The organism is Acidobacteriota bacterium (assembly GCA_040752675.1).
Lineage (GTDB): Bacteria > Acidobacteriota > Polarisedimenticolia > JBFMGF01 > JBFMGF01 > JBFMGF01.
On sequence record JBFMGF010000092.1, the window covers coordinates 1 to 19,172 of the forward strand.

Genomic DNA, 19,172 nt, shown 5'->3' on the forward strand with positions numbered 1-19,172 from the left:
TTTACTGATCGCAAATAGCATTGAAAAAGCCGCTGGCTTTCGTGCCGGCGGTTTTTATTTTCCGCTTCAAAACAATCACCCTAACAGTAAAATAGCTGCGCGACCCTCAATAATTCTGACTATATTATCCCATTGCCTCAGGCAAAGATGCTGAAGGAGCGAACTGCATCCATCTTGCAATTGACTTGGTTTTCTTTCTCTGTTAAATTTCAGGAATATGACTGAGCAAATCTCTACCAGAAGAATTGCCGTTGATTTCCTGAAACTCTTTGCCATAGCTCAGAAGAATCTTCTCCTCTACACGGAGTACCATCCTCAGGGAAAATCCTCCTTGAAAAAATGCTATGATGCCCTCCTCGCCATCCTCAAGGATAAAAACGAATTCACAATCAGCGCAGTGGACGACAGGATGCTTGCCGATGAGAATATCATCGATGAGGAGAAATATCTGATGTCCTCCATGGCCAAAGAATTCAACAGGAGGAACATCTTCAGCATCACCTTTCAGAGAGGGATCAGTCGTTCGGACTTGAAGGAACTCATTGACATCCTCAACCTCAACCCGGAAAAGATGGGAGAGGAAGGCAGCATAACAGATCTCCTCGAGAGTCGCCGAATCTCGTTCATTCAGGCCAACGCGATCAAGTACGGCAGGATTTCCGAATCCCAGGAATTGCTCGACATCGCTCTCGCCGAACATATCATCACGGGAATCAAGCCCCATCTGACAGAGGGGCGGGATCTTTCCGGCGCTCAGATGAAAGAAGCAGGATCTGGAACGGCTCTTTTCATAGGAGAGGGTTCCGGCATGGAAGAAAGGGTGGAGATAGACGAGATCATGTCCGATCCGATGAAGATTTCTCTTCTCTTTGCCCGCACGCTTGAAAAGTTCAAATCTGAAAGCCCCTCCGGAACTCTGACTGGACATGATGTCATCGCCGCCCTTGAAAGGCTGGGGACGGCGCTGCAGGCTCAGGCAGGCGGTCGGTGGAACCAGCTCAAGCTCGTCTTTGCCCGCCTCATCCTGAACCTCAAGCCCGAAATCCAGCACCTCCTCGTCGAAAAGAGCAGCCTGACTCCCGTGAAAGACTCCTTTCTGAAAAGCCTGCTGACCTACCTTCCGGAAGAAAAAGTGGGCGATCTGATACTGACGCAGTATCTGGCAGGTCTCAGGGATCACAGTGCTCTTGCCGATTTCATCTCGAAGGTATTCCCCGACGACGAGAGGCGTGAGGATGCATATCTGAAGATTTTCGGAAGACTGGCCGATGCCGGCGTTTCCAGTGAAGAGATAGAGAGGATCACAGAAGAGCTAAACTGGCTTAAGAGCTCTTCGGACGAGAGAATAAGTTCGATCCTGGCGAGCGAAAAGATATGGTCCAGACCTTTCTCGTCCATCATGGAATTAATCGAGGAAGCAGGCAGGATGCACTCTGGGAGGGAAGCGATCTCTCTGATACAAAAATATATGAGCGGTCTCATCCACCCCTCTCCAGAGATCAGGAGAATCGTCATCGAAAACTCTGTTCCAGTGTATATCTTCATGAAGGAGCATCCGAATTTCGCCCCGCAAAGGATCAAGGTTCAGAACCTCCTCTTTCGGCGGTTGAAGGACGAGAACGACCTAGAACTCTTCGAATCAATTGTCAAGACTATCATTGCGACTGCCGTGGCAGAGATAGATTCCGGAAACTATGCGGAATCAATCCCCATTCTCGAAAAGTTGAAAAAGTCGGTCCACGAGTTCTTCACGGAAGAGGATGTCCGCCGGGATATCATCTCCTTTGAGCTGTCCAAGATCGAGACCGAAGATCTTATCTTAAAAGCTCTGGAAGATTATTTCTCGCTGAAGACGGAAGCGGAGCAGAATCTTCCCAGGCTTCTACAGGTATTCAGCGATAAGGTAATCAGATTCCTGGTGAACCAGATCGCCAAAGAGAGCAACAGGAAGAGACGATTCAAGATTGCTCAGCTTATCAGATCGCTCGAGGAAAGAGCCCTTCCAGATCTCATCCAGTGTCTGAACGATGAGAGATGGTACCTCGTGAGGAATGCCGTCTTCCTGATGGGGGAGATCGGCGATCCCTCAGTCATCAGACATCTGAAAGGGAGCCTGCAGCATCCCGATCACCGGGTAAGAAGGGAAACCATCCGTACGCTGAGAAAACTTGGTGGAGACCAGTCTATCGATCTGATTGCCTCGGCCCTTGAAGATTCCGATGAATCGGTCATCATTGCTGCTATTGAATCCCTTGGCCATTTAAAGAGCTCGAAGGGGATCTTCAAGATGCTCAGGATCATTTCCAGGAGTAATGGATTCGAGAATGCCAACGACACATTGAGAAAGGCAGCCATAGAGAACCTCGGTAAATTGAGAGTGAAGGATGCGGTCCCAGAGCTGATCAAGCTCCTCATGAAGAAGAGTCTCCTCGGCATGACAGAAAATCCGGAGATAAGGCTCGAAGCCATCAAGGCTCTCAGCATGATAGGAGGAGAGGAAGCCATCCAAGCTCTCATCCTGACTTCCGAGAAAGACCCCGTAGCTCAGATCAGAGAGATCGCCGCAACCCTGGCTTATGAAAAGTCACGTCATGAGCCCTGATCTCTTTTTAAAAAGGATAGTTCAAAACAAGCTATTCCATCTCGAGGAAGGACCCAAGGGAGGGAAACCGATACTTCTCATTCATGGTATCACAGGCTCCCATCGTTACTGGAACACCATCAGGAAAAAGCTTGCGAAGAACAATCATCTGATTATCCCCGATCTTCTTGGATTTGGATACTCACCCAAGCCTTACATCCATTATTCTGTCGACATCTTCAGAGATTCTCTGAGAAGCCTCCTCCTGAGCAAGAATTTGGAACATCACAGGATCATCCTCATCGGTCATTCGCTCGGCACCATCATTGCAGCGGAATATGCCGCTGCATATCCGGGTCAAGTGGCCGGGCTTGTTCTAATCTCCATTCCGGCTTTTCCCAACGAGGCTATGGCTCACAGGATTTTCTGGAGAGGATCGGCCAGCTACAGGAATCTATTGACGACGAACAGTTTTTCTGCGAACTTCTCGCAGATCTGGAGGTCAGGTTTTAACATGTCTCTTACATATCTTTCTCGGATACCGTTTCCAGTCCTGATCGACAGCAGGAAATTTACGTTCCGCTCTCTCACCTCCACGCTGGAAAATTGTCTCCTGAAATACAGGGCAGATCAGTTCTTATCACGTCTCAATGATATCCCCGTCCTTGCTCTCCACGGAGAGAGGGACCAGGTTTCCCCGCTGAGCGGAGTAATCGATCTTGCGAAAAAGCTGCCTGAGCTTTCCTTGAAGGTGATAAAACACTCCGGGCATCACATCGTCCTGACCCACCCCCAGGAGTGCCTGCATGAAATAGAACGTTTCCTGGACCGCCTTGCCTGAGAACCACATTTTGCTTTCCCGAGGACGCTGCTATAATAATTAAAAATTAATATTTTATGCGAGGTTTTCAACAATGGCTGTAATAATAGATTATGCACTTTGCGAGGGATCAGGGTTCTGTGCTCAGGTATGCCCTGAAGATGTCTTCGAACACAAAGATGGGGAGACGAGAATCGTCAACGAGAATGCTTGTACATACTGCTATCTCTGCGTCGAGAACTGCCCAAACAATGCCATAACCCTCGAGTGATTTATACAGATCGATTATTACGCCCGATCCCGACAAAAAAAGAATTGGAGGAAGCATGAAAGAAAAGGTTCAAAAGGTCATCGATGAGATAAAGCCGGCTCTCCAGAGAGATGGCGGCGATATCGAGCTCGTGGACATCATCGGAGATGAGGTCCGCGTCCGGCTTACCGGGGCCTGCGTGGGATGCCCCATGTCCGCCATGACCCTTGCTCATTTCGTCGAGCAGAAAATCAGGGAAACGATTCCTGAAATCAAAAGAGTCATTTCCGTCTGATTCCCTGAATCTAAAGACCCCTCCCCTCAAGGGAGGGTTCTTCATTTCCTAATTCCCTTCCTTCAATGTGCTCTTTTTTCGTTCCACCAATCCCATCGGCGACTCTAAAACAATTAGCAATACAGGTTCGCTATGCTTTTATTAGTAGCCAGAACCCTCACCAAGCGGGCATTCTTTCTCGTCCCTCGTGCAACGCGACGCTTTCTTATCGGATAAATCCGAGCCAAGCAGCTTGACTTTATAGTGGTTCAATTTTATATAAACAAACGATTTTTTCAGTGGAAAGGAAATCCACAGCGTGAGAGTCGATAGATTGACTTTGAAAGTACAGGAAGCTCTCCAGGAATCGCAGGAGATTGCCGGGCAGTACGATCACCCTGAGATCAAGCCAGAGCATCTGACGCTTGCCCTTCTCAGGCAACCGGAAGGGATCGCAAATGCAATCCTGAAAAAACTGGAGACCGACAGGAAGCTTATCCTGGCTGAATTGGAATCCTCTTTACAGAGAGAGCCGAGAGCCATTGGTGAAGGACTCTCACAGCCTGGCATCTCCTCATCACTTCAAAAGGCCCTAAATCGATCCTATAAAATTGCGGAAGACTTCAAGGATGATTATGTTTCTGCGGAACATGTTCTTCTTGCCATAGTGGAAGAACAGCGCGGAAAAGCTTCCGAAATTTTCAGAAGATGCGGAGTAACCTATGATCGGATCCTCCAGGCTCTGAAATCAGTTCGGGGATCACAGAGAGTGACGGACCAGAGTCCGGAGTCCAGATATCAGGCTCTGGAGAGATTCTCAAAGAATCTCACCGACCTTGCCCGTAAGGGGAAGCTTGATCCAGTCATCGGGCGGGACGATGAGATCCGGAGGGTCATTCAGGTCCTTTCGAGAAGGACGAAAAATAACCCCGTTCTCATCGGTGAGCCCGGGGTTGGCAAAACGGCCATCGTGGAAGGGCTGGCTCGACGGATCGCTAACGGTGATGTTCCTGATGGGTTGAAGAACAAGAAGGTCATAGCTCTCGACATCGGTGCTCTTGTCGCTGGAACGAAGTACAGAGGAGAGTTCGAGGACCGTTTGAAGGCGTTTCTCAAAGAGATCGAGGAAGCCTCCGGCGAGATCATACTCTTCATTGACGAGCTTCACACCCTTGTGGGCGCAGGAGCTGCAGAAGGCGCAGTGGATGCCTCCAATATGCTGAAGCCGGCTCTGGCAAGAGGAGAGCTCCGCTGTGTCGGCGCGACCACGCTGAACGAATACAAGAAGCACATCGAGAAAGACGCCGCGCTTGAAAGGCGGTTTCAGCCCGTTCTCGTCAAAGAGCCCACAGCGGAAGACACCATCACCATCCTGAGAGGTCTGAAGGAAAGGTATGAAGTCCATCATGGAGTCAGGATCCAGGACGGAGCCATCGTAGCCGCCGTTCTCCTCTCCAACAGATACATATCAGACCGCTTTCTCCCAGATAAAGCCATCGATCTCATCGATGAGGCCGCTTCCAGGCTCAGGATAGAAATAGATTCCATGCCGACCGAGATTGATGAGATACAGAGGAAGATCACGCAGCTCGAGATCGAATATGAGGCGCTCAAGAAAGAGGAAGACGAGATTTCGAAAGAACGGATGAAAAAGATATCCTTTGAGATCTCAAAACTGAAGGAAGATTTGAACGGGATGAAGCTACACTGGAATGCCGAGAAGGATAAGATCTCGAAAATCCGCAGAATAAAAGAAGAGATTGAAAACGTGAAGATCGAGGCGGAGAAAGCTGAGAGGGAGGGAGATCTCGGAAGGACGGCGGAACTGAGATATGGCAGGCTGCTGGAGCTGGGAAAGAAACTGGAGGAGGAAAACTCCTCCCTGGCCCAACTCCAGAGAGAGCAGAAGATGCTCAAAGAAGAAGTGGATGAGGAGGATGTCGCCATCATCGTATCCAAATGGACCGGGATCCCTGTCTCGCGGATGCTCGAGAGCGAGACGAAAAAGCTTGTCCACCTGGAGGAGCATATCAAGCGGAGAGTCGTGGGGCAGGACGAAGCGGTAGCAGCGGCCTGCAATGCGGTACGAAGAGCTCGCGCGGGATTGAAAGATCCTAATCAGCCGATCGGCTCTTTCATCTTCATGGGTCCGACTGGCGTCGGGAAGACCGAACTGGCAAGAGCTCTATCAGAGGCCCTCTTCGATGACGAGCGTGCCATGGTCCGTCTCGATATGTCCGAGTACATGGAAAAGCATTCCGTCGCCCGGATGATCGGCGCCCCTCCCGGTTACGTCGGTTATGAGGAGGGAGGGCAACTCACGGAGGTTATCAGAAGGAGACCTTACTCGGTCATCCTTCTCGATGAGATCGAGAAGGCCCATCCTGATGTCTTCAACATCCTTCTGCAGATCCTTGACGAGGGAAGGCTGACGGACGGGAGAGGGAGAACGGTCAACTTCAGGAATACCATCATCATAATGACCTCGAACATCGCTTCTTCCTATATCAACGAACTTGCGGGGCCAAGAACGGAAGAAGTAAAGAAGAAGATGGAAGATGCTCTGAAAGCCTTTTTCCGCCCCGAGTTCATCAACAGAATCGATGACGTCATCATCTTCAGGAATCTGCAGAAGAGTGATATTCTCAGGATCGTCGACATTCAGGTGGGCAGGCTCAAGGCTCTTCTCGCAGAAAAGAAGTTAGAGATCATCCTCACGGATAAAGCAAAAGAGTTCATAGCTGAGGAGGGATTCGACCAGGCATTCGGAGCAAGACCCCTCAAGAGGGCGCTCCAGAGGCTAATTCAAAATCCCCTCTCGCTGAAACTGCTTGAAGGAGATTATAATGAAGGCGATACTGTCGTGGTAGACCTCTCTTCAAAGGGGGATATCCTCTTCGAAAAGAGGATGGAAACACCGGCAAGAAATTGAGTCTTTCATGGTTCGTAACCGATTCAACAGGAGGTGACGGATATGGCTATCACAAGATGGGATCCTTTCAGAGATCTGCTGGCCTTGCAGGAGAGAATGAATAAACTTTTCGAAGATTCTCTTTCCAGGTCGAGAGCCATGGAAGAGGGGCTCTCCGCTGGAGCATGGAGCCCTTCCGTGGATATTTATGAAATTGCGGACAGGATCGTCCTGAAGGTGGACCTCCCCGGAATGAAACAGGATGAGATCGAGTTGAAAGTCGAGAATTACATGCTCACGATCAAGGGAGAGAGACAGCTTGAAAAAGAGACAAAGAGGGAGGATTACCTCAGGATCGAACGTGCTTACGGGGCATTTTCGAGAAGCTTCACCCTCCCTAACACCGTTGATGTGGACAGGATAATGGCCGAGCACAAGAACGGTGTTCTGGAAGTCGTTATTCCCAAAAAGGAAGAAACGAAGTCGAAAAAGATCAAAGTCGAGATCAAATAGTCGACCGTTGTGTCGAAACGGCGATTATCTGATACAATACAGTGCAAAAGAAATCAGAAAGGATTGTAGATGATGGCAAATTCGTTCAAAACAGCTATACTTCTGGGGCTTCTCACAGGGCTCATCCTCGTCGTCGGAAGCCTTCTGGGTGGTCAGCAGGGCATGCTCATTGCCCTTGTTTTTGCCGGGATCATGAACTTTGTCAGTTACTGGTTTTCCGATAAGATAGTCCTCGCAATGTACCGGGCGAAGGAAATCCAGGAATCCGAAGCTCCCGATCTGCATTCCATCGTTGGAAGGCTTGCCGCAAGGGCCAGCATTCCGAAGCCGAAGATCTACATCATGCCGGCTGAGGCTCCCAACGCCTTTGCGACGGGAAGAAACCCGGCTCATGCTGCGGTAGCAGTGACCGGAGGGCTCCTCAATCTTCTCACGGAAGAAGAGCTTGAAGGCGTCATCGCCCACGAGATGGCTCATGTGAGGAACAGGGATATCCTCATTGGATCGATCGCAGCCACGATCGCGGGAGCAATCATGTTTCTTGCGAACATGGCAAGATGGGCAGCACTCTTCGGTGGATACGGAGGCAGGAATCGCGAAGAGGGAGGAAATGCCTTTGCTCTTCTCTTCATGGCTATCCTGGCTCCGATTGCTGCCGTTCTGATACAGATGGCCATTGCGAGATCGCGCGAATACCAGGCCGATGCTTCGGGGGCAAATTTTGCCGGGAACCCTCAGGGTCTGGCAAGGGCGCTGGAGAAACTCGGGAAATATTCCGGAAGGATTCCCATGGAGGCCAATCCCGCCACCAGCCACATGTTCATCGTGAAGCCGTTATCGGCGGGATCCCTCCTGAACCTTTTCAGCACGCATCCTCCCATCGAGGAGAGGATCCGCCGTCTTCTCAGCAGAAGCTTTTAACCCTTTTGAGAATTTTCCAGAATAGATCGGATGTAGCCATGCTTGCATTCTGGTTTGTTCTAAAAAGGACCGGGTGATTTCCCCGGTGAGGAGACTATGAAAAAAAGAAAGATCGCCTTGATCCCTGCCATTTTTTTCGTCGTTCTCATTTTATTTCCGGATTCCGAGGCTTTTCCTCAAGCTCAGCGTAGAAGCGGCATCGTGCAGGTGGCAGAGAAGGCTGGACCTGCCGTAGTGAATATCTCGACTGAACAGAAGCTCGAGGATAATCCTTTCTTCGACTCCCACCTAAGAAGTTTCTTCAGAGATTTTTTCTTTGAGGCTCCCCAAGAGGAATACGTACAAAACTCCCTTGGCTCGGGAGTTATTATTGATGGCAAAGGGTACATTCTCACAAATGAACATGTCATCATGGGAGCTTCCCGAATCAGAATCTCCCTTGCGGACAAGCGAGAGTTCTTTGCCGAAGTGGCTGGTACGGACCCTTCGTCTGACCTGGCTGTTCTCAAGATCAATGCCACAGATCCACTTCCCTCCATCAGGCTTGGGCGCTCCGATGACCTGATGATCGGAGAAACAGTAATCGCCATCGGGAATCCCTTTGGCTTCTCCAATACGGTGACGACAGGGGTCGTCTCCGCCCTCGGAAGAAAGCTGAAGGCGAGGAACGGGGAAAGGATTTACAGCGACTTCATCCAGATCGATGCGGCAATAAACCCCGGGAACAGCGGTGGCGCGCTCCTTAACATCGAGGGGGAACTTATTGGCATCAACACGGCCATTATAAGCGAGGCTGAGGGGATCGGTTTTGCCATTCCGATCGACAGGGCGAAGAAGGTTTTCTATGAACTCGTCAGTTACGGCGAAGTACGCCCTCTCTGGCTTGGAATGGAAGTGGCCACGCTCGATGCTGAACTGAAGAGATACTTAAAAACCACGGAATCAAAAGGGACCGTCGTAGTCAAAGTATTCTCGGGAAGCCCCGCCGAATCAACCGGGATCAGAGTGGGAGACATCATCACCAGGATCGGGAATGAAGAGTTGGATTCCAAGGAAGATTACGACACGATCATCAGCAAACACAACATTGGCGATCGCGTCGTTCTTTCCATCAGCGGAAAAGGAGGATTTAGAACCTCCGCACTCACCATCGGAGACTTTCCCAGCAGGAGATTCTCCTTCGAGAAACTTGGGATGGAAGTCTCCTCCACCAGATCAAGTATCTTCAGCATCGTCACTGGCTCTCGATCCAAAGGAGTAGTCATTTCCAGGATCAAGCCGGGAGGACCGGCAGATCGAAGGGGACTCGAGAGGGGTGACATAATCATTCAGATCGACAATAACTTCATCGATAGCGTCGAGGATTACAACAAGTTGCTCCCGAAGCTCCTCTCGAGGAGGAGCATCTATATGCTTATAGTGCGCGGGAGATACAGTTACCGTTTGACGATGGAGCTTGATTAATCCTTCGGGAGGTTCGGGTCGTATGGATAATATTAAAGAAGAAAAAGCAGAAAAGAAAAAAGGCGGCACCGGAAAAGGCAACGGAGATGAAAAGGCACTAGCCGATAAGAAACCATTCAAGGTCATCGACAAGAGATTCTGGACGAAGAAAGAAAAGGGAGAAGCAACTGAAGAAGGAAAGGAACCGGAACTCTACCCGAGCTATGTGGAAGAGCTCAAGGCCAGCAAAGAGGAAAGCGAGAAGAAGCTCCTGGAGTACATTCAAGCCTTCAAGAGGATTCAGGCCGAGCATGAAGAGTACAGGATGCGATTGAAAAGAGATATTGACAAGAAGGTTGCAGCCAGCAAGAGGGAAATATTCATGAAGCTCCTGGAGATGCTCGATAACCTGGACAGGGCCATTCTGTCAGCCAGCAACACCAACGACCAAAGCAGACTCCTCGAGGGAATTGTCATCGCCAGAGACCAGTTCCTGTCCATCCTGAACAGGGAGGGAGTGGAGAAGATGAAACTTCTGGGAGCCACTTTTGATCCGAACTTAGCCGAAGCGATGATAGTCGAAGAAGTCAACGATCCATCAAAGAACAATCTGATCTTAGAAGAGATTCAGCCCGGCTACACGTTCCAGGGACAGACCTTGCGCGCCGCCAAGGTAAAAGTGGCGAAAACCCTGACCAACAGTAAAAAGGCTTCCCCGAAGGAAGAATGATCACCAGTTCCCTGATTTAAGTCTGCCGATACTCTCAAGGATGATCTTTGCGGCACCGGCCCACGGTTCTTTTTCAAAATCTGACCCCACCCCCACATCCACGTTGTAGATCTTATCCAGGAAGTTGTCACAGTTCTCATCGATTGAGATCTGTTCAATTGTTCCTGCGAAGCTCACCGAGGCATGAATGTCTGTGTTGCGGCACTTTCTGGAGATGGTAGATACATGGTTGAGGACGTACTTCCCATCCTTCACGACGCCGCTGAAATGAGCAATTACTAGCCCCAGTTCCATGCTCCCCACGGCCAGCGACCATCTCGGAAGATGCGCCCCCCAGTCTCTCATCTGACCACCTTTGTATCCGAATACGTAGGTCTTCATGTCTTTGACCAGGTTTGCAAAGAGCCAGTCATTCTCCTTTGAAATGATCAATGGATCCCCTTCGTGAAAGACATTCTTGAGAAAGGAGCATTCCGACATCTTCTCCATGATCAGAATCTCGTCAGACTCGGGGAGTGTAGCTTTTCCTTCCTGAATCATGGAGAGACCAGATACCTGAACCATGCACAGAGAAAGAAACAAAAAAAGAAAACCAACTCTTTGCGGGTAGCATCTCATTTCTGTCAACCTCCGGTCTCAAATGTCATCTTTTGTTTTGATCCATGATCTTAAACCTGGCCGAGAAGGAAGTCTCTGAGAGCCTCCTTCCATCCTCTCGGCTTCTCGCCCGACAATCTCGTGTAGAGAGAATTGTCGAGAGCCGAGTACGACGGCCGTGGAGCCTTTAGATCGAGATCCTTCAACCTGACCGGGATCAAGTGTGATTCATCGATCCCTTCCATCCTCAGCGCCGCCGACGCCAGCTCGTATCTTGAACAGACTTCCGAGTTCACGAAGTGAAGAATTCCTTTGAACTCGATCCCCAGAAGTCTTTTCATCGCTTTTGCCAGATCAATAGTCGATGTCGGGGAGCTGTACCAATCGACGACCGCTTTGATCTTTTCCCCTTTCCGGCAACGATCCACGACGCTGCTTCCAAAGTTCGGGCCGCCTCTTCCAAAAAGAGTCGAGGTTCTGAGGATTATGCTGTCCGGGTTCTCTTCGAGAATAGCCTTCTCCCCTTCCCATTTCGATCTCCCGTAGATGGAAAGAGGGTTGGGCTGGTCATGCTCCGCGTAAGGCGTCGTCTTCTTTCCATCAAAGACGTAGTCAGTGCTGACATGGATGAGCCTCGCCCCGATATGTCTGCATCCTCTTGCAATATTGAACGCTCCTTCGGCATTCACCTCGAAAGCCTCATCAGGATGATCCTCGCACCAGTCAACGTTGGACATGGCGGCACAGTTTATTACCACTGTGGGTAGAATTCTCTCAAACTCCATGGCAAGACGGTCGTAGTCTCTGATGTCCAGGAACTCCATCGTAGACTCGATCGTAGAATCGGGATACTCATATGAAACGATCTTTGATACATCTTTTCCAAGAAGCCCGTCAGATCCTGTGATGAGAAACTTAATGCTCATGTATCATGATCCCAAACAGCGAGATAGCCCACAATCTCGTGTGGCGCGACCGAGCTTGAATCTAAACTTCAACCCTGGTGTCTTCGCCAGAACAAAACCAGATCTCGACCCCGCAGTCAATCCGAACATTAACCTGAGTTTCAACAAAAGTCTCATTTGGGAAAGCCATGGTGAAAATCAATTACCTTCCCAATCCCCTTCAGATCGATTGCGAATCGGAACTCCCTTCTCTCATTGGTCGTGAAATCCCTTTTAAGATACTCAAAATAGAACCCGCAGCACTGGGTGAAATATTCTATTCTGTATCTCTGCTCAGGCAAGAAGCTCTCGAATAAGTTGTAACTCAACTTGACGTTCAGCCCCAATTTCTGATGGAAGAGTTGCGTTCCCCCTTCGAATGTTAGTTGCTCGTGATCCTGCGTTCCCTCGAATCCTTTCAGGCGAAATAGGTTCAGAGAAAGGAAGCCGATTTCCCCTTTCTTCAACGAGGCGCTTATGGAGCTGCTCCTCAAGGCTTTGTATATCGTATCGTAGGTCGCCTTGAGATCAAAGCTGTAATTTGCCGCTGGATTGAGTCGCAGAACTGCCGATATGGGGGAGGAGTTCTTAGTTTCAAAATTCTGTGAAGCCCCCGATGACGAGAGCGGAAAGTCGAAGGAGTAGCTTTGAAAGATTTCGAACGAGGCGATCTCTACAGGATTCAAGGCTTGAAGAGCTACCCTCTTCTGAGTGAAGTTCTCCTTCTTCTTTTTATCTTCACCTTCATCCTCACTCTCGATCTTCAATTCAGTGTCATCGACAACGTTCTCCGCCGGTTTCTTCACATCTTCAGGCTCGCTGGGTACGGCAGCCGGAGAAGGGGATCTCTTCGCATAGAGGGCATTCCTCAGAAATAGAGTCGCAATGTTCCCCCCTCTCGCAAAATCAATCTCATCAAACCTGGGAACTTCCATGTCTCTATCGAAAGTCGGCGAGTAAGAGTAAACGATCCTTGGTTCCATGCTGTGCTTGTAAAGGGGAGAGAACTCGCTCTTCGGCCGTTCATAGATCCTGTAAAACTTCGGTCCGATGATCTCGAGGGTGCCTCCCGCCAGAAACCTGTTAAGAGATTCGCTCACAACCCGTGAGGAATCCTCTGGATCCAGTCTCCTGGTATAATAGGTCTCCCGGAAATGTATCGATGGATTCAGATCCAGCCACGGGAAGGGCGAATATGGCGCGGAGATAGTTGGGAAAAGGTCGAATCTCATGTAATCGGCATCGTAACTCTTAACCTCACCCAGGAGGGGATCAAGCCTCGTTATCTCTTTGGCAAAGTTGTTGAACGACGATTCAAAGGAGAAATAGAAAAGAGAATTCCAGAGCCGTTGACTTCTCCCTCTGAACTCTATCCGGGGGAGAATGGATTGCACCAGCTCACCCCCTCCCAGGAGCTGCTCTCTCCTTTCCGCCCTGAAATTGGTGGAGTAATAGGACCAGTTCCTCGCCAGGTTGATCCTCGAGAGGGAATAGTTCATCGCGCTCAGCTTTAGATCCCTCTCAAAGTCTATGAAATAATTGAAATCGCTTATCTCATTGACGTCTGCCGTCAGCCGGTACCCCTTGGGAAAGTTCTGTTCCTGTGTGTAATTAAAGTTGTATCTATTCCTGTCGGCTACCTTATCGTCGATGTAATAGCCGAGGAATCTTCCCTTCCCCTGATCGTTCGGTAGGAAGTTGTATTCTATCCCCCCTGCAAGGCCGGCAAGGGTGTAATAATCCGCATAGAAAGTGACATCCATATTGCGCCTGATGGGCCAAAAAAATGCTTCGCTGATCACCCTTCCTCTATTCTTCGTGGATCCAACTTCCGGAAAGAGAAAGCCAGCAGCTCGATCTTCCTTGACAGGCCAGATGAGGTAAGGAAGATAGATGAGAGGGATCTTCCTCACTTTGAAGAGGACATTTCTCAGATGAGCATAGTGATCGAGATGCACAAGGGCTCGCCCGACCCTGAAGCTCCAGTATGGTGTTGGCTGGGTGCAGGATGTGAAAACCCCCTTGCGAATGACGATCTTATCATCCGCAATCTTCTCGACCTTCTCAGCGCTAAATAGATACTCCGGCTCAATGTATCCCAGAACGGAATATATGACACCTTTTTTAGTATCGAGGTTAAATTCGAGCTTATCACCTGCAAGCCTGTTCTCCCCCCAATCAAGCAGGACAGAACCTTCGGCCAGACAATTCTTTGTCTTATTGTCAAGATAGACCTTATCCGCCTGGATCCTTGATGTGCCGCTGACAATGTCAACAAAACCCTCAAAAAGATACTCATTTTCCGAACTCTTGCTCACCTTTTCCGCGCTGATTTTGATTTCCTCTTTCAATTCAACGGGCAGGAGCACCTTTTTCGATTGCCTCTCCAGAGTTTTTTCCTCTGAAGCCCTAGACCCCCTCTCTTCCTCGGGTGCGCTGCATAAGATGGCGTTAGTGAAGACAGGGAAAAGTAAGGCGATTAGAATCAGGAAGATAGAGAAGAAAGAGAGGCCAGGACGATGAATCACGCTATCCCTTCTTCCGTTTATGTTACCGTATCTCCTCAAGCTATAAGAACACCCGCATAGGCAACAACACTACTGTAATCACCTGTCGTATCTCCAGATGTCGTGTAGATTACCAGTTTGCCTCTCTTTGCTTTCAACTGGCAGCATGCCTCGAGAGCGGAAACGGCCGGAGCATAGCCGCACATGGTGATTCCCTCGCTCCTTACCGTGTCGTAAAGACCCCGTGGATTGATTTCTTCTATCATCCTGATGGCTTTCATGTCCTTCTCCCTCGCGGAATTGGCATCTTCATAATGAGTCATGTCGCTGCTCACGATGATGAGCACTGGTTTCTCATACTCCCTGACCGAGGAAGCGATCCCTTCCCCGATATCCGTTAGCTCCCTGTAGCTCTGTGTCGACAGACATATCGGCACGAAGGAAAAATCGTCGAGAAGGTGCTGGAGAAAGGGGAGCTGAACTTCCAGAGAGTGTTCACGGATGTGCGCATCCGAATCGGCCTCCAGCGTCGGTGAGTTATCTTTGAGAAGGAGGGCAAGATCGGAATTGATTTTCACCTTGCCGAGAGGGGTTTCCCAGGTACCGTAATCCATGATTGAGGCTCTGGCTCCACGCCCCGTATGATTCGGGCAGAGTATTATGAAATTCTCAGGCAGCTCGACGGAAGAAAATATTCTCCCCGCGACTTTTCCAGAATAGATGTACCCTGCATGAGGAGAGATGATGGCAATTGCTTTCTCCTTAGCAGCTTTCCTATCTACAAATTCTTCTATCATTTCTCTTAATTCGGCAGGAGTGCTGGGATAGAACATTCCAGAAACGGCGGGTTTTCTGTTCATAGAACCTCCGCTCTAAGAGCTTGATTTTTTCCAAATATTAACAATTAAATATACTCTTGTAAAGCATGGTTCCTCACAAATGAAAATCAAATCTTGCATCCCAACGAGGATTACTCACAGAATCTGTGGAAAACCATGTTGAAAACAACGGATCCATCGTCATAAATCACGAAAAATTAGAAAGTTAGACCAGATTGCACAAAGATTAGGCATACAGATAACTTTTTATTTTTCAAATACTTACAAGTTTGCTCGAATGGCAATAAATCTATTATTCTTTAAGTGCTAGAAATAAAAAAGTTTTCAACAAAAAGATATTTTTCTATCCGGAAATATGTTTGATCTCAAAAAAAAGCTGAGTCTTTTTGAGAACTCAGCCTGTTCCTATCGCGGCGCTGGAACATTCGTCAGGAGGAGAGGTAATCTTTCAAGATGCAACAGTCATCCACTCTTTTGATCTTCTTGAGAGCCGCTGCCTCGATCTGCCTGATCCTCTCTCTGGAAAGATTCATCTTCCTCCCGATCTCTTCCAGCGTGCTTGGAGATCCCTGGCCGATCCCGAACCTCATCCTGATGATCCTCTGTTCTCTCATCGTCAGAGCCTGCATGATGTTATCCAGTTTTGATTTCAGTTCCATGTCAACGGTCACGTCATGGGGAGAGACGGCCTTTGCATCAGGAACGAACCGGAGCATTCCATACCCGTCTTCCGTATTGTGAGTCTCATCCAGAGCTTGAGGCTCGCGTACAACTCCGAGGATCTCTTCCACTTTCTCGATCGGAAGCCTTACCTTCTTGGCAATCTCCTCCGGCGTTGGCCTCCTTCGGAGTTTCTCTTCGAGTTCTCTCGCAGCGCGAGCTATCTTCTTCATCTTCTCGTTGACATGGACCGGAATCCGAATGGTTCTGGCCTTGTCGGCGATAGCTCTCTCAATGGATTGCTTGATCCACCAGTAGGCATAAGTACCGAACTTGTTTCCTCTCGTGTATTCGAATTTCTCAACGGCCTTCATCAAACCAATGTTTCCCTCCTGGATGAGATCCATGAAAGGTATCCCATGATTGAGGAATTTCTTGGCAAGATGGACAACGAGTCTCAGGTTGGCAAGGATCAGCTTGTCCCTTGCCGCCGTGATCTTCCTCTGGGCTGCCATGGCTTCCTGCTTAATTCTGTCGAACTCATGCCTGCCGGCTATGTTGTCAGCGTAACATAGAATCCTGTCGACGATGTCGCTTATCTCATCCAGCGGTCTCTCCTCGACCTTTCTCCATCTCTCCCGTTCCGGAAGAATGATTTTCCTGGCAGAAGCGGGAAGGTTCTTCACCAGTTTGGCCACGGCTTTCCTTCCCTCAAGCAGCAGTTTTGCATACTTCACTTCCTCTGCCTCGTTGATGAGGGGTGTGCTTCCCATCTCACGGAGGTAAAGCGGGAGAAGCTTCTTCGGTATGGAGGAAGGGATCTCAGGGAGCTCGGGAATCGTCTCTGTTTCAACGGATTCGGCTTCCTGATCGATCTCTTCGAACTCTACATCCTCAAACTTGTCTCTTATGTACTCTTCAAAATTTTCTTTAGGTTGAAACATTTCTGATATCTATCCTCCAACAGCATCCGCAGACGCTTCTGCAGATGCTTGCATTTCCTATTTACCGGGTGAGTCTGTTAAAAATAATTTTCAAGAACAGCTTGCCGGGAGGTCTTTATGAATTATCACTCATTTATCATGTTTCAGATAATTATTAAGCTGGCCCACACTCCTCATGTCATTCCTGATCAGCAACCTTAGATACATCGTCAAGGTCATGCTGTTTTTCTTCGCCATCTCTTTCAAGAACTTGTGCTCTTCATCGGAAATATGTGTATTGATAACCTTCTTTCCGCTATTCACTTTCGTCATTTTTCCTCCACCCGTATTTTAAAGACTATATAAAAATTAATATGAAATTTATATATAGTCAAGTTAATTATTTTTCTACTAATGTAGATTCATTTTATCCATAAAAGTTTCAAAATTCTATAATCTAGGCAGCAATTTCTTTGCCATATAAAGTTCATAGATAATACGGCCTAAATCCCATTTTGTCAACAACTTTTTTTCACTTCCGTAGCACCCTTATCTAGCAGCATATTTTCAGGTCATTTGGCTTGAGCTAAAGCATTTTATTTGTCCAATGAACCCCCCATTACTGGGATGTTTCACTCAATATTCATATCTATTCCATTGAAAACAAACGAGTTAATGGACTTGACCCTGCATCTATCAAAGATTCCTGGATTGCCTGTAGCCGAACTTTTCGCAGAGAAACTATGAGCATTTGTAATATTGGCAGACCTTCATTAAAATAAAAGGCTATGCTTTTGAGATGGCCCGAGGAACAGTGGAAGAGAAATCAGATCGCTGTCATTTTGGCAGCTTCCATTGTTTTCATGGGTTTCACATTTGTCATGCCATTCCTCCCCTATTTTGTCGCCTCCTTGGGAGTGAAGGGGGGAGCTATAGCTATCTGGTCAGGGATCCTCCTTAGCATATCCCCCCTTCTTGCCGCCCTTCTCGGCCCTTTCTGGGGAAGAGTGGCCGATCGGTACGGGATGAAGATAATGGTCGGCAGAGTTCTCCTGGCCATGACCATCCATTGGTTTCTAATGATCTTCGTATGGGATGTCTATTCCCTTCTGGCACTGAGAATCCTCCTTGGCATCTTCAGTGGTTTCAGCGCCATGTCAATCGCCCTGATTACCTCCGGCTGTCCTAAAGAGAGTATCGGAAGATCCATCGGAATGCTGCAGTCCTTCCAGATCTTATCAGTGGGGGTGGGTCCCTTCATTGGCGGTATCCTTTACGATCTTATAGGATTGAGAGCGGCTTGTGGAATAACATCCTTTCTCTGCTTCATCTCTTTCGCGCTTATCGTCTTCTTTTATAAGGACGTAAAGAATGAATCTCTGTCCTCCAATGTGACGCTGGGAGACTCTGTGCGATTTGGAAGCAGGGCATCTCACGGCTTAAAAGCCACTCTCTACGCTGAAGATCCATCCCCTTATGATATCCACGAAGGAGAAACAAGGAGAAGAAAGATGGAGAACACAGTACTGCAGAATATAGAATCAGAGAGAGGACTCAGATTCATGGAGATTCTGAGGATCCCCGGCATTCTTTCCATCATCATCCTTCTCTTCTTTGCCAACCTCGTCTCGAGAAGTTTCTCCACAGTGACTCCCCTCTTCGTCGAAATGCTTTCCAGAACAAAGGAAAATCTGGGATTGATCTCCGGAATCACCGTTTCCTTTGCCTCCTTTGCCGAGGCCGCCTCCGCTTTCATCCTCGGGCACCTGGCCACAAAGCTCCTTCCGAAAAGGCTCGTCATCTTCTCGTTAGCAGGGGGGGTACTCACTGTCTTCCCCATGGCTTTTGTGCAGTCAGAATACCAATTCCTGGCGATGAGGATACTGGCAGGATTTTTAACAGGTGGAGTCCTGACTGTTGCTTTCACTACTGGAGGCACCCTGTTCCCGGAAAGAAGCCGGGCAACATCCTATGCTATCCTCTCGAGCTCGGCTCTCCTTGGTGGAGCCATCGGTCCAATGGTGAGCGGATTGATTGCCGCGGCTCATATCAGGATCACATTCTTCGCTGGAGCCGCCATCTATCTCTTCCTCGTTCTGGAAACATTAGCAGGGATCAGGAGGGAAGAAGCCCTGAAGACAAGGGAAGAGGCAGCTCGCAGGAAGATCGCCGGGGAAAAACCTTATATCCCGCTCCCCCGTTGAAATCCCTCCTTAACCATAAATAAGGTTGGCCAACTGGATCGCCATGAGAAGAGTT

At 48.8% G+C, this 19,172-nt stretch carries 16 protein-coding genes; 10 read left to right on the top strand and 6 right to left on the bottom strand.

Features of this window, described 5'->3' with window-relative positions:
* Window positions 1-217 precede the first annotated feature (217 nt).
* The 9 genes from AB1756_08465 to AB1756_08505 all read left to right on the top strand — a co-directional run bounded on the left by AB1756_08465 (window position 218) and on the right by AB1756_08505 (window position 10,443).
* Window positions 218-2,602 carry a HEAT repeat domain-containing protein gene (locus tag AB1756_08465; protein MEW5807362.1) on the top strand — a complete coding sequence of 795 codons (2,385 nt, stop codon included), beginning with the start codon at window positions 218-220 and terminating at the stop codon, window positions 2,600-2,602.
* Entirely contained in the window at window positions 2,577-3,422 is an 846-nt protein-coding gene (locus AB1756_08470) for an alpha/beta hydrolase (GenBank protein MEW5807363.1), read from the top strand. Before AB1756_08465 ends, AB1756_08470 begins: the two co-directional genes overlap by 26 nt.
* Window positions 3,423-3,495: 73 nt before the next feature.
* Complete coding sequence (locus AB1756_08475) at window positions 3,496-3,672, top strand: 4Fe-4S binding protein (protein MEW5807364.1); 177 nt, start codon at window positions 3,496-3,498, stop codon at window positions 3,670-3,672.
* A 55-nt stretch (window positions 3,673-3,727) separates the two neighbouring features.
* Window positions 3,728-3,946, top strand: a complete 219-nt coding sequence (locus AB1756_08480) for a NifU family protein (protein MEW5807365.1) — start codon at window positions 3,728-3,730, stop codon at window positions 3,944-3,946.
* 298 nt (window positions 3,947-4,244) lie between these two features.
* Window positions 4,245-6,857, top strand: a complete 2,613-nt coding sequence (clpB, locus tag AB1756_08485; protein ID MEW5807366.1) for an ATP-dependent chaperone ClpB — start codon at window positions 4,245-4,247, stop codon at window positions 6,855-6,857.
* Between the two features lie 42 nt (window positions 6,858-6,899).
* The gene (locus AB1756_08490; protein ID MEW5807367.1) at window positions 6,900-7,349 is read left to right on the top strand and encodes an Hsp20/alpha crystallin family protein; all 450 of its coding nucleotides are present in this window, start codon (window positions 6,900-6,902) and stop codon (window positions 7,347-7,349) included.
* A 72-nt stretch (window positions 7,350-7,421) separates the two neighbouring features.
* Window positions 7,422-8,270: a zinc metalloprotease HtpX gene (htpX, locus tag AB1756_08495; GenBank protein ID MEW5807368.1), complete on the top strand. Its 849-nt coding sequence runs from the start codon at window positions 7,422-7,424 to the stop codon at window positions 8,268-8,270.
* A 96-nt stretch (window positions 8,271-8,366) separates the two neighbouring features.
* A complete protein-coding gene (locus tag AB1756_08500) occupies window positions 8,367-9,734 on the top strand; it encodes a trypsin-like peptidase domain-containing protein (protein ID MEW5807369.1) in 1,368 nt (455 codons plus the stop codon).
* A 22-nt stretch (window positions 9,735-9,756) separates the two neighbouring features.
* On the top strand, window positions 9,757-10,443 hold the full coding sequence (locus AB1756_08505) for a nucleotide exchange factor GrpE (protein ID MEW5807370.1): 687 nt from the start codon (window positions 9,757-9,759) through the stop codon (window positions 10,441-10,443).
* Here AB1756_08505 and AB1756_08510 read toward each other — a convergent pair whose 3' ends face one another.
* From AB1756_08510 to AB1756_08535, 6 genes are all read right to left on the bottom strand, one after another.
* Window positions 10,444-10,983 carry a hypothetical protein gene (locus tag AB1756_08510; protein MEW5807371.1) on the bottom strand — a complete coding sequence of 180 codons (540 nt, stop codon included), beginning with the start codon at window positions 10,981-10,983 and terminating at the stop codon, window positions 10,444-10,446.
* 128 nt (window positions 10,984-11,111) lie between these two features.
* Window positions 11,112-11,966, bottom strand: a complete 855-nt coding sequence (gene rfbD, locus AB1756_08515) for a dTDP-4-dehydrorhamnose reductase (protein ID MEW5807372.1) — start codon at window positions 11,964-11,966, stop codon at window positions 11,112-11,114.
* A 152-nt stretch (window positions 11,967-12,118) separates the two neighbouring features.
* Window positions 12,119-14,512: an LPS assembly protein LptD gene (gene lptD, locus AB1756_08520; GenBank protein ID MEW5807373.1), complete on the bottom strand. Its 2,394-nt coding sequence runs from the start codon at window positions 14,510-14,512 to the stop codon at window positions 12,119-12,121.
* 35 nt (window positions 14,513-14,547) lie between these two features.
* Entirely contained in the window at window positions 14,548-15,351 is an 804-nt protein-coding gene (amrB, locus tag AB1756_08525; protein ID MEW5807374.1) for an AmmeMemoRadiSam system protein B, read from the bottom strand.
* Between the two features lie 407 nt (window positions 15,352-15,758).
* Window positions 15,759-16,934, bottom strand: coding sequence for a sigma-70 family RNA polymerase sigma factor (locus AB1756_08530; protein MEW5807375.1), 1,176 nt, complete (start codon window positions 16,932-16,934; stop codon window positions 15,759-15,761).
* Window positions 16,935-17,063: 129 nt separating this feature from the next.
* Entirely contained in the window at window positions 17,064-17,246 is a 183-nt protein-coding gene (locus AB1756_08535) for a hypothetical protein (protein MEW5807376.1), read from the bottom strand.
* Between the two features lie 455 nt (window positions 17,247-17,701).
* On the opposite strand from AB1756_08535, the gene AB1756_08540 reads away from it, so the two are divergent.
* Window positions 17,702-19,117, top strand: a complete 1,416-nt coding sequence (locus tag AB1756_08540) for an MFS transporter (protein MEW5807377.1) — start codon at window positions 17,702-17,704, stop codon at window positions 19,115-19,117.
* Window positions 19,118-19,172: the final 55 nt, after the last annotated feature.

Excerpts from the sequence above, each read along its gene's own strand:
- AB1756_08480 (MEW5807365.1), top strand. The coding sequence starts at position 3,728 with ATGAAAGAAAAGGTTCAAAAGGTCATCGATGAGATAAAGCCGGCTCTC.
- AB1756_08465 (MEW5807362.1), top strand. The coding sequence starts at position 218 with ATGACTGAGCAAATCTCTACCAGAAGAATTGCCGTTGATTTCCTGAAA.
- AB1756_08510 (MEW5807371.1), bottom strand. The coding sequence starts at position 10,983 with ATGATTCAGGAAGGAAAAGCTACACTCCCCGAGTCTGACGAGATTCTG.
- rfbD (MEW5807372.1), bottom strand. The coding sequence starts at position 11,966 with ATGAGCATTAAGTTTCTCATCACAGGATCTGACGGGCTTCTTGGAAAA.
- htpX (MEW5807368.1), top strand. The coding sequence starts at position 7,422 with ATGGCAAATTCGTTCAAAACAGCTATACTTCTGGGGCTTCTCACAGGG.
- amrB (MEW5807374.1), bottom strand. The coding sequence starts at position 15,351 with ATGAACAGAAAACCCGCCGTTTCTGGAATGTTCTATCCCAGCACTCCT.
- AB1756_08500 (MEW5807369.1), top strand. The coding sequence starts at position 8,367 with ATGAAAAAAAGAAAGATCGCCTTGATCCCTGCCATTTTTTTCGTCGTT.
- AB1756_08505 (MEW5807370.1), top strand. The coding sequence starts at position 9,757 with ATGGATAATATTAAAGAAGAAAAAGCAGAAAAGAAAAAAGGCGGCACC.
- AB1756_08490 (MEW5807367.1), top strand. The coding sequence starts at position 6,900 with ATGGCTATCACAAGATGGGATCCTTTCAGAGATCTGCTGGCCTTGCAG.
- AB1756_08470 (MEW5807363.1), top strand. The coding sequence starts at position 2,577 with ATGAAAAGTCACGTCATGAGCCCTGATCTCTTTTTAAAAAGGATAGTT.
- AB1756_08530 (MEW5807375.1), bottom strand. The coding sequence starts at position 16,934 with ATGTTTCAACCTAAAGAAAATTTTGAAGAGTACATAAGAGACAAGTTT.
- AB1756_08540 (MEW5807377.1), top strand. The coding sequence starts at position 17,702 with ATGCTTTTGAGATGGCCCGAGGAACAGTGGAAGAGAAATCAGATCGCT.
- AB1756_08535 (MEW5807376.1), bottom strand. The coding sequence starts at position 17,246 with ATGACGAAAGTGAATAGCGGAAAGAAGGTTATCAATACACATATTTCC.
- AB1756_08475 (MEW5807364.1), top strand. The coding sequence starts at position 3,496 with ATGGCTGTAATAATAGATTATGCACTTTGCGAGGGATCAGGGTTCTGT.